Consider the following 16,187-nt stretch of genomic DNA (forward strand, 5'->3'; position numbering starts at 1 on the left):
ACGGAATGGCTGGACTGGAAATACAAGGCATCAAAAAAGGGTTTGGCCAGCAGCAGATACTGCGCGGTATAGACCTGAGCATCGCCGACGGCGAGTTCGTGGTGTTCGTCGGCCCATCCGGCTGCGGCAAGTCGACGCTGTTGCGGACCATCTGCGGACTGGAAGACAGCGACGAGGGGGCGGTGCTGATCGGCGGTAAGGACATGACCAGGGTGGCGCCGGCGGCGCGCGGCATCGCCATGGTGTTCCAGAGTTATGCGCTGTACCCGCACATGACCGTGTACGACAACATGGCGTTCGCGCTGAAGCTGGCGGGCCTGCCGCAAGATGAGATTCGCGCCAAAGTGGAGCAGGCGGCTGCCGTCCTGCGCATCGAACCGCTATTGCAGCGCAAGCCGAAGGAACTCTCCGGCGGGCAGCGGCAGCGGGTGGCGATCGGCCGCGCCATCGTCCGCCAGCCGCAAGTGTTCCTGTTCGACGAGCCCTTGTCCAACCTGGACGCGGCGTTGCGTGTGCAGATGCGAATCGAGTTGAAGAACCTGCACCGCACGCTGCGCAGCACGATGATCTATGTGACGCACGACCAGGTGGAAGCGATGACGCTGGCCGACCGCATCGTGGTGCTGCGCGGCGGCGTGGTGGAGCAGGTGGGCGCGCCGCTGGATTTGTACCAGCGTCCCGCCAACCTGTTCGTGGCCGGCTTCCTTGGCTCTCCAGCCATGAACTTCATCAGCGGCACGGTGGAGCAGGTGGCGCCGCAGGCGATGGCCGTGCGCCTGGCCGGCGGCGCGCTGGTGCAGGTCGGGCCGCGTGCCGGCCTGGCCGTGGGCGATAGCGTCACGTTGGGCGTGCGCGCGGAGCACATGGCCCTGGAGGGTGCCGGCGGCGAGGGCATCGGCGTCACGGTGCTGGCGGCCGAGCTGCTGGGCGACACCAGTTACGTCTACCTGACGCCGGACGGCAGCACGACGCAGTTCATCGCGCGCATCGATCCGGAAGTGCGCTGGCAGAACGGGCAGGTGGCCGCAGTGCGGGTGGAACCGGCGCGCTGGCACGTGTTCGACCGGGACGGCCTGGCGATCTAGCCTGGCAAGGCGGCGGGGAGCGGATATCGCTTGACCGCCGTTTTTTATCGGCCTATAGTTAGATGACTGTCTAATTAGATGCCCGTCTCACTATGAGTGCTTCCAACAACGCCTTCAAGGCCATCGCCGACCCGGCCCGGCGCGAGATACTGCGCCTGCTGCGTCCGGGCGAAATGACGGCCGGCGACCTGGCGGCGCATTTCGACATGAGCAAACCCACCATGTCGCATCACTTCGCGGTGCTGGCCGACGCCGACCTGATCACCCGCCGGCGCGAAGGGCAGACCATCTGGTACGGCTTGAACACCACGGTGCTTCAAGACGTGCTGTCGTGGATGATGGACATGGCCGGCCCCGAAACCAAAGCGAGGAAAAAATGAAAACACGTTATCTGCTGTTTTGTTTTGCGCTGATCGCCGTCGCCTGCGCGGCCACCGCGTACTTCTGGCCTCAGCTGCCCGAAAGCGTGCCGATACACTGGAATGCGTCCGGCAATGTCAACGGCTATGGTCCCCGTGCGGTCTTGTGGCTGCTGGGCCCCGGCATGATGGCGATGGTGGCCTGGCTGGGCGCGGTGATGCCTGGTATATCGCCGCGCCGCTTCGAGATCAACGGCTTCGAGTCGACCTATTACTACGTGAGCGGCGTCGTTGTCTGCCTGCTCGCCTACGTCTACGCATTGACGCTGGCCGCCACGTTGCACGCTCAGGTGCCGATGGGACGGGCCATCCCGGCCGGCATCTTCATGCTGCTTATCCTCGCCGGCAACCCGATGGGCAAGGTGCGCCGCAACTTCTTCATGGGCATCCGCACGCCGTGGACGCTGGCCAGCGAGCGCGTTTGGTATGCCACGCACAGGCTGGCGGCGCGCTTGATGGTGGCCAGCGGGATACTCGGCCTGTTCGCTGTCTGGCTTGGTGCGCCGACATGGGCCTTGCTGGCGTTGATGCTGGCATGGGCGCCGCTGGCGGTGGTCTACTCGCTGCTGCTTTATAAACGTCTTCCTCACCAGATCGGAGAATAGATATGCGCTTCAAGCTTTTGCTGTCGTTGTTGATATTGTCGGTGTCTGCCCAAGCCCATGCCGCCCAGCGGCCGGTGTCGCTCGATGTCGGCGGCGGAACGCTGTATGGAACGGAGCTGCTGCCGGACGGTGGCGGCAAGGTGCCGGTGGTGTTGTTGCACGCCGGCTCCGGCCCCACGGACCGCGATGGCAACAACAAAATGCTGCCGGGCCCTAACGACTCGCTGCGCATGGTCGCCGAGGAACTGGCCAAGCGCGGCATCGCGTCGGTACGTTACGACAAGCGCGGCATCGGCGCCAGCGCGCTGCCCGTATGGAAGGAGCAGGACCTGCGCCTGGACGATTACATCGGCGACGCCACCGCATGGCTGCGCAAGCTGCGCGCCGATCCGCGCTTCTCGCGCGTGGTGATGGCCGGGCATAGCGAAGGCGCGCAGATCGCCGCCGAGGCGTGCAAACAAGCGGCCATCGATGCCTGCGTGCTGATCGCCGGCGCCGGCCACCCGCTGGACGAGATCCTGCGCGACCAGTTGAAGTCCAAGCTGCCGCCTGCCCTGAACGACCAGAACGAACGCATACTGGCTGCGCTCAAGCAGGGCAAGCCGGTTGACGATGTGCCCCAGGAGTTGATGATGCTGTACCACCCGTCGGTGCAGCCTTACCTGATCTCGTCGCTGAAGCACGATCCGCGCACGGCGATTGCGGCGCTGGCGATGCCAGTGCTGATCCTGCAAGGCACGTCGGATATCCAGGTGCAGGCGCCGGAAGCACAGGCGCTGGCTGCGGCCGCGCCGCGCGCCAGGCTGGTGATGGTCGAAGGGATGAACCACGTGCTGAAAATAGTCGGCAGCGACGAGGCCTTGCAGATGAAATCCTACAGCAGCCCCGATCTGCTGGTGGCGCCGCAGTTGATCGACGCCTTGAGCGGTTTCGTCAAGGCGCCGTAAGCGGTCAGGCGATATTGTCCGCGCCCGGCGCGCCGAACAGCTGCTGCTTGAGGTGATGCAGCTGGTCGCGCACCTGCGCGGCTTTTTCGAACTCCAGGTTCTTGGCGTGATCGAGCATGGCCTTCTCCAGGCGCTTGATCTCCTTGCTGATCTGCTTCTCGCTCATGGATTCGTACTTGGCCGTTTCCTGCGCCACCTGCAGCTCTTCCTTCGCATCCTGCGGGCTGTAGACACCGTCGATCATGTCGCGGATCTGCTTGTGCACACCGCGCGGCACGATGCCGTTGGCGGTGTTGAAGGCGATCTGCTTGGCGCGGCGGCGTTCCGTCTCGCCGATGGCGCGCTCCATCGAGTCGGTCATGCGGTCCGCGTACAGCAGCGCCACGCCGTTCAGGTTACGCGCGGCGCGGCCGATGGTCTGGATCAGCGAGCGTTCCGAACGCAGGAAGCCTTCCTTGTCGGCGTCCAGGATGGCCACCAGCGACACCTCCGGCAAGTCCAGGCCCTCGCGCAGCAGGTTGATCCCCACCAGCACGTCGAAGGTGCCGATGCGCAGGTCGCGCAGCAGCTCGACCCGTTCCACCGTCTCGATATCGCTGTGCAGGTAGCGCACCTTGATGCCATGGTCGCTCAGGTATTCTGTCAGCTGCTCGGACATGCGCTTGGTGAGCGTGGTCACCAGCACGCGTTCGTTCTTGGCGACGCGCAGTGTGATCTCGGACATCAGATCGTCCACCTGCGAACTGGCGGGGCGCACGATGATCATCGGGTCCACCAGGCCGGTGGGGCGCACCACCTGCTCGACCACCTGGTCGGCGTGGGTGCGCTCGTATTCGGCCGGCGTGGCCGAGACGAACACGGTCTGCCGCATCTTCTGCTCGAACTCCTCGAACTTCAACGGGCGGTTGTCCAGCGCGGACGGCAGGCGGAAGCCGTAGTCCACCAGGTTGGTCTTGCGCGAACGGTCGCCGTTGTACATGGCGCTCAACTGGCCGATCAGCACGTGCGACTCGTCGAGGAACATCAGCGCGTCCTTGGGCAGGTAGTCGACCAGCGTCGGCGGCGGTTCGCCGGGCAGGGCGCCGCTCAGGTGGCGCGAGTAGTTCTCGATGCCCTTGGTGAAGCCGATCTCGGTCATCATCTCCAGATCGAAGCGGGTGCGCTGCTCCAGGCGCTGTTCCTCCACCAGCTTGCTCTCCTTACGGAAGAACTCCAGCCGCTCGCGCAGTTCCAGCTTGATGGTCTCGATCGCGCGCAGCACCGTCGAACGCGGCGTGACGTAGTGCGAACCTGGATAGACGGTGAAGCGCGGGATCTTCTGCTTGACGCGGCCGGTCAGCGGGTCGAACAGCTGGATCGATTCCAGCTCGTCGTCGAACAGGTCCAGGCGCACCGCCAGTTCCGCATTCTCCGCCGGGAAGATGTCGAGCGTGTCGCCGCGCACGCGGAAGGTGCCGCGCCCGAAGTCCACTTCGTTGCGGGTGTACTGCATCTGGATCAGGCGCGCGATGATGTCGCGCTGCGAGACGCGGTCCTTGGCGCGCAGCGTCAAGATCATCTGGTGGTATTCGGTCGGGTTACCGATACCGTAGATCGCCGACACGGTGGCGACGATGATGACGTCGCGCCGCTCCATCAGCGACTTGGTGCAGGACAGGCGCATCTGCTCGATGTGCTCATTGATGGACGAATCCTTTTCGATGAACAGGTCGCGCTGCGGCACGTAGGCCTCTGGCTGGTAGTAATCGTAGTAGGAGACGAAGTACTCGACCGCGTTCTCCGGGAAGAACTCGCGGAACTCCGAGTACAGCTGCGCGGCCAGCGTCTTGTTCGGCGCGAAGACGATGGCGGGGCGGCCCTTGCGGGCGATCACGTTGGCCATCGTGTAGGTCTTGCCGGAACCGGTCACGCCGAGCAGGGTCTGGAAGAACAGGCCGTCGTCGATGCCCTCGCACAGCTGGTCGATCGCGGTGGGCTGGTCGCCGGCCGGCGGGAAGGGTTGGTGCAGCTTGAACGGCGAGTCCGGGAAGGTCACAACCGTTGCGTTTGGGGTGTCTTGTACGGGTAATTCAGCCATCTTGTCCGACCTTTGTTAAAATAATGGCCTGCCAGCGGCCTGAAGCAGTTTTTCTAGGGGCGCTGTCTACCTTCAACCGCTGCGTACCGCTTCCAATCGAATCCAATCTTATCATGACGAATCCTAGCTTGTTCAGCGCCATCGACATGGCACCACGCGACCCTATCCTGGGCATCACCGAAGCCTTCAACGCCGACCAGAATCCGGCCAAAATCAATCTGGGCGTGGGCGTCTATTATGACGACAATGGCAAGGTGCCGCTGCTGTCGTGCGTGCAGAAAGCGGAGGAAATCCTGATCGCCGCGCCGGCCCCGCGCACCTACCTGCCGATCGAGGGCCTGGCCGCCTACGACAAGGCGGTGCAGGAACTGGTGTTTGGCGCCGACAGCGCCGTCATTCAAGAGAAGCGCGCCGTGACCGTGCAGGCCATCGGCGGCACCGGCGCACTGAAGATCGGCGCCGACTTCCTGAAGCGCTTCGCGCCGGATTCGCAGGTCTACATCAGTGATCCCAGCTGGGAGAACCACCGCGCGCTGTTCGAAAGCGCCGGCTTCACCGTCAACAACTACACTTACTACGATGCGGCCACCCACGGCGTGAACTTCGCCGGCATGCTGGCCGACCTGAAGGCCATGCCGCGCGGCTCCATCGTGCTGCTGCACGCCTGCTGCCACAACCCGACCGGCGCCGACCTGACCTCGGCCCAGTGGGATGAGATCATCGCCGTGGTGACCAATGGCGGCCTGGTGCCGTTCCTGGACATGGCTTACCAGGGCTTCGGCGCCGGCATCGCCGAAGACGGCGCCGTGGTGCGCCGCTTCGCGGCCGCCGGCGGTCCGCTGCTGGTGTCGAATTCGTTCTCGAAGTCGTTCTCGCTGTACGGCGAGCGCGTGGGCGCGCTGAGCGTGGTCGCGGCCAGCGGCGAAGAGGCGAGCCGCCTGATGTCGCAGCTCAAGCGCGTGGTACGCACCAACTACTCGAACCCTCCGGTCCACGGCGGCAAAGTGGTGGCCACCGTGCTGACCACGCCGGAACTGCGTCAGATGTGGGAAGACGAACTGGCCGGCATGCGCGTACGCATCAAGGAAATGCGCGAAGCCTTCGTGGCCAAGCTCAAGGCCAAGGCGCCGGCCCACGATTTCGCCTTCGTGCGCGACCAGGTCGGCATGTTCTCGTACTCCGGCCTGACCAAGGCCCAGGTGGACCAGCTGCGCGCGCAGTCGATCTACGCTGTCGATACCGGCCGGATTTGCGTCGCCGCGCTCAATTCCCGCAATATCGACATCGTTATTGACGCGATCGCGAAAGTCCTTTAAAATCTTGCTTCTTCGGGTTGAGCGACTAAGCTTAACTCGTAAGGCAACATGAAATACTTGTTCTGTCAGAAAGCTTGATAGAATGATCTAAACAGTATAAAATGTTGCCTCTAATCCCTGATAGCTCAGTTGGTAGAGCGACGGACTGTTAATCCGCAGGTCCCTGGTTCGAGTCCAGGTCGGGGAGCCAGAATTTTAGTAGTACAGAATCAAGGAGTTACATGTTTCGGCGTGTAGCTCCTTTTTTTCGTTCTGGTTCTGGACCGCGCATAGGATGGCATGATCGGGAATGTATTTGATAATGAGGGCGCATGAAAGTACTTTCGCTGAAATGTGAAAATTGTGGTGCAACGCTCGATGTGGGTCATGCGGTTAGCACGGTCGTTTGTGGTTACTGCAGGGGCGAGCAACTGGTCGAGCGCGGCGAAGAGGACGTTTCGCTGCGAGAGCAGCAGGAAATGCTGGACGATGCGAGCGCGAATCTGATCATGAGGCGTATGGCGTCAGAGCAGGCGATCGAGCGATTTGAAAGCGACATCCGCGAGATATGCGAAGAGCGCGACAACAATATTCGGGTTTTTCAAGGAGCCCAAAGCAAAAAAGGCTGTTTAGGTCTTTCATTTCTGTTGGTCGGTATTGCAGTGACACTGGTTTTGCTTGATGAATATTCAATTCCTCTTTGGTTTGCAATCCCTTTTGGTTTTTTCCTGCTGGCGTTGACGGGGGTGTTCGCCGGGCCTAAGAAAGAGACGGAGAAGACGATCGAAGCGAGTGCCGCGGCTAAAATGGCGCCCCTGAAAGAGCAGATTGCCAGGCATCAGGCGATTATCGATTCCTGCGATTATGGGACGGCTAGCTAGATTTATCCATTGCTTGGCCCGGAGAGTCAGAATACGAACACCCTCGCATTTGCTCGCGTGGGTGTTTTCACATCTGCGCCTCGATCAGAGCTTGTACACCCCGCAGGCGACAACCAAATCCCCGGCGCGTTCGACGTACATCGATTTCTTTTGCACTTCCTTGGTCACCGGATCGGGCCATGAGTACTCCTGCCATCCCGAGTTCTTGGTCTTGGCGATTTCGATGCGCTCGCGCATGATGAATTTCCCGTTCACGTCCTTGATGTCGAGGACGTTCTTGCCGGCGAGCTTGGGCGTGTTCCCGTTCGCCAGGGTGACGCCCTCCATCGTGCCGATCGTTACGTAGAGGTCGCGCTCCCGGTATGTCGGAAGCTGATTCTGCACGTCCTGGACAACTTTATCCTTGCCGTATTTCTTGATGTCCGCGATGACCCGCTTGACCAGGGCGACCGCCTGCTCGGGCGTTCCTCGCTCGGCGTCGGCCGCGGAAACCGCGCTGGACAGCGCAAAGGCGGTGAAGAAGGCGACAATCCTGAAAAAGCGTTTCATGCTGTTCCCCTGTCTTTATTGAAAGTTTAATAGTCGGGCATCATTGCCTTCGATGGCTGAGAAACCGTGAAAAGCATTCTCTGCTTCAATACACGGCAATGTCAATCGATAGTGCCGGCTTCCGTCGGCGCGAACCATAAGTTGGTATTTTTGCTTTGCTGCAGCAATATTTTCACAAAGATGCCTCAAATGGGCCTACCATTTACATGCCCGCGTGCTTGCTAGCCGTTCGGGCCGTGTCGACTGATCAAGGAGTCCTCCGCAATGCTTGAACAACGCGTCGTGTCTGATGATTTCCTCGGGAAGTGGCAACAAACCACGAACGTCATGGCGGACGTCTTCGACGTGCCGGCCGGTTTGATCATGCGCGTCAGGCCGCAGCAGATCGAGGTGCTGGTATCGAGCCACACGCCGGGCAATCCGTACGAGGCGCACGAGAAAGCCAATCTGAACACCGGCCTGTACTGCGAGACGGTGATGGCCACACGTTCGCTGCTGCATGTGCCCGACGCGCTGGAGGACGAGCACTGGAAGAGCAATCCCGACGTCGCGCTGAACATGATTTCCTATTTGGGCGTGCCGTTGTTGTGGCCGAACGACGAGGTGTTCGGAACCATCTGTGTGCTTGACAGCAAAAAGCGCAACTATCAGCAGCGCTACGTCGATCTGTTGTGGGAGATCAAAAGAGCGATCGAGGCCGACTTCCAGGTCATCGAGCAACAGCAGGAATTAATGATCAGCAATGCCAGCCTGCTCGACGCCAATCGGGCTTTGTTGCGCAGCAACGCGGACTTGAAGGCCGCGCTCGATAAGATCGTCGCCATGCAGGGGGAGCTGCTGCGGGCGGAAAAGATGTCGGCGCTGGGCAGCCTGGTGGCGGGCATCTCGCACGAGCTCAACACGCCGATAGGCAATGGCCTGATGCTGGCCAGCACGCTCAAAAGCAACGCGGTGACCATCGCCAAGGAGCTGGAGACGGGCGTGACGCGCAAGCACATGCAGGATTTCATCGGCGGCGTCGACCAGGGCGCCGATATCCTGCTGCACAGCCTGGGACGGGCGGCCGACCTGGTGGCCAGCTTCAAGCAGGTCGCGGTGGACCAGTCCAGCATGCGCCGGCGTGAATTCGACGTGAGGAAGACCTTCAAGGACATCCTCGCAACGTTGGGGCCTGCCATCCGCAAGAGCGGGCATGAGGTGGTGTGCGACGTGGAGGAGGGCATCGTCATGGACAGCTATCCCGGTCCGCTGGAGCAGGTCCTGGTGAATCTGGTCAATAACGCGCTGGTGCATGCGTTTCCGGAGGGCGGGCGGGGCCATGTCACCATCACGGGGCGCAAGCTGGCTGACGACCGGATCGAAGTGTCTGTCACCGATGACGGGGTGGGTATTCCGCAGGCCAACATCGCCCGCGTGTTCGACCCGTTCTTCACCACCCGCCTGGGGCAGGGCGGCAGCGGGCTGGGGCTGCATGTGGTCTACAACCAGGTCACCTCCGCCCTGCGCGGCGACGTGCAGGTGGTGAGCGAACCGGGCTGCGGTGCGCGTTTCACGCTGCGTGTGCCACGCGTCGCGCCGCAGGATCCGCCGCCGCACTAGGACACCGGCACCGGCCATTCGGGCTGTGGCGTAAAAATATTTGCGACGGGGTCGCCAAAACCGTTTTGAGCGGCTATAATTCGGGCCTCATTTCCCTGATAGCTCAGTCGGTAGAGCGACGGACTGTTAATCCGCAGGTCCCTGGTTCGAGTCCAGGTCGGGGAGCCAGATTTGTTCAAAAAGCCCAGCCTACAGGTTGGGCTTTTTGTTTTGATGGCTGGTGCAATCTATCCTTGCTTAGCTTGCGACGTTGCGGCGATTTCCCTTATGTGAAATCACTTTGAAGCCTGGGTCCATCACTGCAATCGCGTTGTCTTCGACGTCCGCATGGATGACCGCGTTCGCGCCGATCTTGACATTGTTCCCCACTTTGATTTTCCCGAACACCCTGGCGCCGGGCGCGATGAAGACCATGTCGCCTATGGTGGGCGCGCCAAACTTCTCTCCGTTGCCGGACACACCTATGGTCACGCTCTGCGAAATGTTGCATGAGTGACCAAGGGTGGCGAGGCCTGAAATATTAATTCCGCCGAAATGGCCGATATACAGGCCGGGTCCGATCTTTGCACCTGGTTCGATATCTATCCCCCAGCAAATCTTGACCAAGGTGTTTAGCACCCGATACAGGATGCGCACTGGAAGGGTCAGAATCTTAGAGCGGGACATCGCCCAGGCGCCGATGCGATAAACCATTATTGCCTGCAGGCCAGGAGTGGTCAGGCATTTCCAGATTCTGGCGATTTTCGAGCCGGACGTATAAGCATATTGACGCTGGAAATCGACCGAAAAATTTCGTGGAAGAATAGGCATAGCGCTCACTTTCAATTAAATTGTTAAACCTGCAATGATCGCCATTATTGGGGCTGAAAGCGCCATGAGGCTTTTGATTTATGGCTATTATGATAACACAAAAACAGGGCCGGTCTGATCATGCAATAATTGCCTTGATGAATTCAGTATAGCCGGCGGACTAGCGGACTCGCATGGGGAAAGCGACAATTAACACAGTTTCACTGAATCAAGTGGACGGGAGTGTAGCGGTTCAGTATTCTTGAGATATTCGGCCGGGCGCGTGCGTCGGGCAACCAGCGGGGATTGCCATGCGGACGACCGGGGTAACACAGCAAACAGCAGCACTGGGCGCCGTCCTGCCGGTGGCCCAGCGGGTGAGTGAGCTGGAGTGTGCTGTCCGGCGTTTGCGCCGCGATTTGGAGGCCATGCCAGCCGAGTTGGCCCGCAGTCCGGAGCAATGGGCACAGATTGCGCGCCTGCTGAGCGAAGTGGCGTTGTTTCGCATGGCACTGGTCAATAAGACAGATACTTTTGAAAATAAGACGGGGGCAGCATGAGGAAGGAAGAAACTGGCGAGATAGGTATTGTGTACGGCACGGAGGACCTGCTGACCAGCCTGTGCAATTCGGTCACGCGGGTGCTGGGTATCGCCACCCAGAGCAAAGTCCATTACTCAGCCATGGTCCAGCGCATCACCAAGGTGGGTCTGAAACCGGACATCGGTTGCTTCGTGCTGTTCGACGGCGGTTTCACCGGACTGGTGGTGCTGAACTTCGCCGCCGACACCGCGATGGAACTGTACGAGCGCTACATGCTGCACATGGGCATGCCCAAGTCCGAACTGGCCGTATCCCATACATCGGATGAGGTATCGAACATCTTGGGCGAACTGATGAATCAGATCGTCGGCGACTTCACCGGCAAGGTGCGGCGGGAACTGCAGACTAATATTACGCAGAACCAGCCCAAAATGCTGGTACTGAACAAGCAAGTCATGCTCAGCGTGGACACGCCCCTTGATCGCCCTGAAATGCGGCGCGTCACGTTTTATACGGAAAAGAGTAATATCTTTTATCTGGAACTCGCTATCGATCGTACTGAGTTCATTCGGTTGCACGATTTCGACTCCAGCGAAGTGGCCGATCCGGATGCCTTGCTGGATCTGGAGCGTGGCAACCGGGGGGGGGCGGCCACTCAGTCAACGTCCTCGGCCGATGAAGAGGCCAACGATGAGTTGTTGAAGTCGTTAGGCATGTGAGGTATTTCCTGGTGGCTTGTGCTATTAAAGCCACCAAAGTCTTGCGGCATCGGACTATGATGGGACGCAAGAGGATCGCATCTGTACGGCAACTTTTGGCGGTCCGTTGAGTGGCAATCATGGAGGCTCGATATGGACAATCGCACTTCACTTGGCGCCTTGAAGCTTGGGCACAAATTCCTGATCCTCAGCCTGATCGCCGTGATACTGGCGAGCATTCCAACCTGGTTGTACATGCGCGAAGCAGGCAAGGCGCTCGACGCCTACATCGACGAGCGCGAAGGCCTGCCCGCGGTGGTCGATGGCTTGCGCATGGTGCAGCTGACCCAGCAGCATCGCGGGTTGGCGGCGCTGGTGCTGGGCGGCGCGACCGCCGACGACAAACGGCTGGCCAAGCAAAAGGAGGCCGACAGCGCCTACGCGGCGGTTGACGCGCTGGTAAAGAAGCTGCATGACTCCGCGCTGGAGGCGGCCTGGTCGCAAGCGCGTGGCGACTGGGAAACCTTGCGTGCCCAGGTCACCAACCGCAGCCTGACGGCGCCGCAAAGCTATGTGGCCCACACGGCGCTGGTGCCCAAGCTGCTCAAGGTGAACGACCTGATCGGCGACTACTACGGCCTCAGCCTTGATCCAGACCGCGACACCTATCAACTGATCCAAGCCATGTTCTACCAGCTGCCGTATCTGTCCGAGGAGCTGGGCAAGACCCGCGCCAAGGGCGCCGGCCTGCTGGCGAGGAAGGAGGCCAGCCAGGCCGACCGTCTGCTGCTGTCGTCCATCGTCGCGCGCGTGACGGACCGGCTGGACCAGACCCTGACCGCGTTTGGCAAGGCCGCTCATTACAATGCCGATTTTGAAGCCAAGCTGGGACCGCCCATGCGCGACGCCGCCAAGGCCGCCGGCCAGATCACCGACCTGGCCATGCACGAGATCGTGCAACCGGAGGCGCTGACCTATTCGGCCGAAAACTACGTGGCGCTGGCAACCCAGGCCATCGACCTGCAGTTCGCCCTCAACGCGACCGCCAGCAAGCAGTTGAACGCGCTGCTGGACGAAAAGATCCGCGGCTTCTACACCACCCGTTGGCTGATGCTGGGTGCCATGCTGGCATTGCTGGCGCTGGCCGGCTACCTGGCCATGTTGATTGCGCGGTCGGTGACGCGGCCTTTGAGCAATGCGATCGCCGTGGCGCAGAGCGTCGCCAGCGGCAATCTGGCCACCGATTTCGACGTCGGCGTACCCAACGAGGCCGGCCAGGTGCTGCGCGCGCTCAAGGACATGAGCGGCAGCCTGCGCCACCTGGTGGGCGATGTGCGCGGCAGCATCGAGCACATCAGCGCAGCCACGCGCGATATCGCCAGCGGCAACGCCGATGTCTCGGCGCGGCTGGAGTCGCAGGCATCCAACCTGGAGGAGACCGCGTCGTCGATGGAGCAGCTTACTTCCACCGTCAAGCAGAACGCCGACAACGCGCGCCAGGCCAACCAGTTGGTGATCAGCGCGGCCGACGTCGCCACGCGGGGCGGAGCGGTGGTGTCGCAGGTGGTGCGGACGATGGGCGAGATCAATGAGAGTTCGCACAAGATCGTGGACATTATCAGCGTGATCGACGGCATTGCGTTCCAGACCAATATCCTGGCCTTGAACGCGGCGGTGGAGGCGGCGCGCGCGGGCGAACAGGGCCGTGGCTTCGCCGTGGTGGCCAGCGAGGTGCGCAACCTGGCGCAGCGCTCGGCCGCCGCCGCCAAGGAAATCAAGGAGTTGATCTCCCACAGCGTCGAGAAAGTCGAGCTCGGCAACCGTCTGGTGGACCAGGCCGGGGACGCGATGGGCGAGATCGTCGGCAGCGTGCAACGCATCACGCTCATCATGTCGGACATCGCGACCGCCTCGGCCGAACAGGGCGCCGGCGTCGAGCAGGTCAACCATGCGGTGACGCAGATGGACGATATGACCCAGCAGAATGCAGCGCTGGTGGAGCAGACCGCAGCGGCCTCCGCCAGCCTGGAGGAGCAGACCCAGGCGCTGGTGGGCGCGATGGACCGCTTCGTGTTGGGCAACGAAGAGGCCGTGTCCGGCGGGGCGTCGCCGCGTCCGGCGGCGCGAAGTGTGGTAAAGCAACAACGCTTGGCGATCCGGCATGCCTGAATCGCAAGCTTGAGCGTTCGCTCATTCCTGACCTCGCAAGGGGCCGGCTGACCTTTTATTGTTCAGTCGGCCCTCCTGAGGCGCCAAATTTCTATCAGTAAATTCCCAATTGCATATATTGCGCTTGCAATACACGGTATCAATGAAAGAAAATACCGCCTTTCTGCAAGACGGTGCATTCTAGACATCGAAAGACGGCCTTACCTCCGCTTGCGCCGCCACGGACACAGTAGATGACCGGGCGACATCAACAGAAAGAGAGAACAGGAGACACTGTTTTTAACTCTTTGCATTACCTCAAATCGGGATATTGAATGATCAAACTGTCGAAGATGCACAAGCGCCTGCTGGCGCTGAGCGCCGTTATGCCTATCGGTTCCGCCCTCGCGCAAACCGCCGCCGAACCGCAGCTGGAAACCGTCACCGTCACGGCCCAGCGCCGCGCCGAGAACATCAAGGACGTGCCGGTTTCGGTCACGCTGCTCAAGGACGAGAAGCTGGACGTGTTGCTGTCCGGCGGCCAGGACATCCGCCTGCTGGCTGGCAAAGTGCCGTCGCTGAACGTGGAATCGTCGAACGGCCGCACCTTCCCGCGCTTCTACATCCGCGGCTACGGCAACACCGACTTCAGCACCTTCGCCTCGCAGCCGGTCTCGCTGGTGTATGACGACGTGGTGCAGGAAAACGGCATCCTGAAGGGCTACCCTATCTTCGACGTGGTTGGCGTGGAAGTGCTGCGCGGCCCGCAGGGCACGCTGTTCGGCCGCAACACCCCGGCCGGCGTGGTCAAGTTTGAATCGGAAAAACCGAACACCAAGAAAATCGAGGGTTACTACAACCTGTCGTGGGCGACCCACAACACCATCAACGCCGAAGGCGCCGTCAACGTGCCGCTGTCGAGCGAATGGGCGATGCGCGTTTCGACGCTGCGCCAGCACCGCGACAACTTCGTCGACAACACCTTCACCAAGCAGAACGACGCTCTGGAAGGCTACAACGAACACGCCGAGCGCGTGCAGTTCCTGTACACGCCGAGCACCACCTTCAGCGCCTTGTTCAACGTGCACTCGCGCACCACCGACGGCAGCGCCCGTCTGTTCCGCGCCAACCTGATCAAGAAGGGCACCAACGACTTCGCCGACGGTTACGACTTCACCAAGATCGCCACCAACGGCCTGAACATGCAGAGCCTGAGCACCAACGGCGCCAATGCCCGCCTGACCTGGGACCTGGGTTCGGTCAAGCTGTTCTCGATCACCGGCTACGAAGCCGTGGACAACTACTACAGCCGCGGCGACATCGACGGCGGCAGCCCGGCCGGCCCTGGCTTCATTCCCTTCCAGGTGCAGACCGGTGGGGGCCTGACCGGCTTGCATCAGTACACCCAGGAATTCCGCGTTGAGTCGAAGAACCCAGGTCCGCTGAACTGGCAGAGCGGCATCTACTACTTCAAGGAAAGCGCCAGCGGCTACAGCGACAACTTCGACAGCGATACCCAACTGCAGACCTCGCACCTGGCCAGCCATCAGAACAACACCGCTGAGGCCGTGTTCGGCTCGCTGACCTATGACGTGTCGGACCAGCTGGTGCTGCGTGGCGGCGTGCGCTACACCCACGACAAGAAGGACTTCGCCACCACGTCGCGCGTCAACGTGAAACAGGCGCCAGGTCCTGACTCGGTGGACGAGAGCAAGAACAAAGCCAACTGGGACATGAGCGCGACCTACAAGATCAACCAGGACGTCAACGCCTACGCCCGTGTGGCGACCGGCTTCCGCGCGCCGAGTATCGCCGCCGCGTCGCAATCCGTGCCGATCACCGTGGCCGATGCTGAAACCATCGTGTCGTACGAAGCCGGTATCAAGGCCGATCTGTTCAACCGCCGCGCCCGCGCATCGGTCAGCATCTACAACTACGATGTGAAGAACCAGCAGCTGACCGTGGTTGGCGGGACCTCCAACGTGACCAAGCTGATCAACGCAGCCAAGACCGTCGGCCGCGGCCTGGAAGCGGACTTCGAAGCCTTTGTGACGCCTGACTTCAAAGTCACCGCCGGCGGTTCGTACAACTTCACGAAGATCGAAGATCCATCGCTGTCCGTGGCCAAGTGCGGTTCGTGCACCGTGACCGATCCGCTGAACGCGGCCGGCCGCGTCGTCATCGACGGCAACCCGCTGCCACAAGCTCCCAAGGTCATCCTGAACGCCACCGCACGCTACAACTGGGCGCTGGCCGACGGCAACCTGTTCGTGCTGACCGACTGGTCGTACCGCAGCAAGATCAACTTCTTCTTGTACGAAGCCAAGGAATTCACCGGCAAGTCGATGGTTGAAGGCGGCCTGCGCGTGGGTTACAACTGGCAGGGCGGCAAGTACGAAGTGGCGGCCTTCGCTCGCAACATCACCAACACCGAGCGTATCATCGGCGCGATCGACTTCAACAACCTGACCGGCTTCGTCAACGAGCCACGTCAGTTCGGCGTGCAGTTCAAGGGCAGCTTCTGATTTTTGGAAATTTGCCAGCTAGCCTAGA

14 protein-coding genes and 2 tRNA genes are annotated in these 16,187 nt (G+C 61.2%); 13 read left to right on the top strand and 3 right to left on the bottom strand.

The genetic code is table 11. The features are described from left to right. The first annotated feature begins 5 nt into the window (after positions 1–5). From HUX88_RS11930 to HUX88_RS11945, 4 genes are all read left to right on the top strand, one after another. Complete coding sequence (locus HUX88_RS11930) at positions 6–1,085, top strand: ABC transporter ATP-binding protein (protein ID WP_117013375.1); 1,080 nt, start codon at positions 6–8, stop codon at positions 1,083–1,085. A 92-nt stretch (positions 1,086–1,177) separates the two neighbouring features. Then, positions 1,178–1,465: an autorepressor SdpR family transcription factor gene (locus tag HUX88_RS11935; RefSeq protein WP_176361914.1), complete on the top strand. Its 288-nt coding sequence runs from the start codon at positions 1,178–1,180 to the stop codon at positions 1,463–1,465. Further along, positions 1,462–2,109 carry an SdpI family protein gene (locus HUX88_RS11940; protein ID WP_176361915.1) on the top strand — a complete coding sequence of 216 codons (648 nt, stop codon included), beginning with the start codon at positions 1,462–1,464 and terminating at the stop codon, positions 2,107–2,109. The genes HUX88_RS11935 and HUX88_RS11940 overlap by 4 nt, the downstream gene beginning before the upstream one ends. 2 nt (positions 2,110–2,111) lie before the next feature. After that, complete coding sequence (locus HUX88_RS11945) at positions 2,112–3,056, top strand: alpha/beta hydrolase (protein WP_176361916.1); 945 nt, start codon at positions 2,112–2,114, stop codon at positions 3,054–3,056. Between the two features lie 4 nt (positions 3,057–3,060). On the opposite strand, the gene uvrB is transcribed toward HUX88_RS11945, so the two are convergent. Continuing rightward, complete coding sequence (gene uvrB, locus HUX88_RS11950; protein ID WP_161094991.1) at positions 3,061–5,133, bottom strand: excinuclease ABC subunit UvrB; 2,073 nt, start codon at positions 5,131–5,133, stop codon at positions 3,061–3,063. Between the two features lie 113 nt (positions 5,134–5,246). Between uvrB and HUX88_RS11955 the strand changes: the two genes are divergently transcribed. The 3 genes from HUX88_RS11955 (at position 5,247) to HUX88_RS11965 (ending at position 7,309) form a co-directional block, all read left to right on the top strand. Continuing rightward, positions 5,247–6,449: an amino acid aminotransferase gene (locus tag HUX88_RS11955; RefSeq protein WP_175041447.1), complete on the top strand. Its 1,203-nt coding sequence runs from the start codon at positions 5,247–5,249 to the stop codon at positions 6,447–6,449. 114 nt (positions 6,450–6,563) lie between these two features. Next, positions 6,564–6,639 (top strand) — tRNA-Asn (locus HUX88_RS11960). Positions 6,640–6,760: 121 nt separating this feature from the next. After that, the gene (locus HUX88_RS11965; RefSeq protein ID WP_176361918.1) at positions 6,761–7,309 is read left to right on the top strand and encodes a hypothetical protein; all 549 of its coding nucleotides are present in this window, start codon (positions 6,761–6,763) and stop codon (positions 7,307–7,309) included. 84 nt (positions 7,310–7,393) lie between these two features. Here the strand turns inward: HUX88_RS11965 and HUX88_RS11970 are convergent, their stop codons facing one another. Next, positions 7,394–7,858: a cache domain-containing protein gene (locus tag HUX88_RS11970; protein ID WP_117013382.1), complete on the bottom strand. Its 465-nt coding sequence runs from the start codon at positions 7,856–7,858 to the stop codon at positions 7,394–7,396. A 264-nt stretch (positions 7,859–8,122) separates the two neighbouring features. Between HUX88_RS11970 and HUX88_RS11975 the strand changes: the two genes are divergently transcribed. Together HUX88_RS11975 and HUX88_RS11980 are read left to right on the top strand one after the other, a co-directional pair. Beyond that, a complete protein-coding gene (locus tag HUX88_RS11975; RefSeq protein WP_117013383.1) occupies positions 8,123–9,457 on the top strand; it encodes a GAF domain-containing sensor histidine kinase in 1,335 nt (444 codons plus the stop codon). 92 nt (positions 9,458–9,549) lie between these two features. Further along, positions 9,550–9,625 (top strand) — tRNA-Asn (locus HUX88_RS11980). 69 nt (positions 9,626–9,694) lie between these two features. Here the strand turns inward: HUX88_RS11980 and HUX88_RS11985 are convergent. After that, positions 9,695–10,267, bottom strand: a complete 573-nt coding sequence (locus HUX88_RS11985) for a serine O-acetyltransferase (RefSeq protein WP_117013384.1) — start codon at positions 10,265–10,267, stop codon at positions 9,695–9,697. 290 nt (positions 10,268–10,557) lie between these two features. On the opposite strand from HUX88_RS11985, the gene HUX88_RS11990 reads away from it, so the two are divergent. The 4 genes from HUX88_RS11990 (at position 10,558) to HUX88_RS12005 (ending at position 16,159) form a co-directional block, all read left to right on the top strand. Next, positions 10,558–10,806, top strand: a complete 249-nt coding sequence (locus HUX88_RS11990) for a hypothetical protein (protein WP_117013385.1) — start codon at positions 10,558–10,560, stop codon at positions 10,804–10,806. Then, positions 10,803–11,507 carry a DUF3334 family protein gene (locus HUX88_RS11995; protein WP_117013386.1) on the top strand — a complete coding sequence of 235 codons (705 nt, stop codon included), beginning with the start codon at positions 10,803–10,805 and terminating at the stop codon, positions 11,505–11,507. Before HUX88_RS11990 ends, HUX88_RS11995 begins: the two co-directional genes overlap by 4 nt. A gap of 132 nt (positions 11,508–11,639) precedes the next feature. Further along, positions 11,640–13,655, top strand: coding sequence for a methyl-accepting chemotaxis protein (locus HUX88_RS12000; protein ID WP_176361919.1), 2,016 nt, complete (start codon positions 11,640–11,642; stop codon positions 13,653–13,655). Between the two features lie 314 nt (positions 13,656–13,969). Beyond that, positions 13,970–16,159 carry a TonB-dependent receptor gene (locus tag HUX88_RS12005; RefSeq protein ID WP_176361920.1) on the top strand — a complete coding sequence of 730 codons (2,190 nt, stop codon included), beginning with the start codon at positions 13,970–13,972 and terminating at the stop codon, positions 16,157–16,159. Positions 16,160–16,187: the final 28 nt, after the last annotated feature.

It is taken from the genome of Duganella sp. BJB1802, assembly GCF_013369445.1.
GTDB lineage: Bacteria > Pseudomonadota > Gammaproteobacteria > Burkholderiales > Burkholderiaceae_D > Rugamonas > Rugamonas vulcania_A.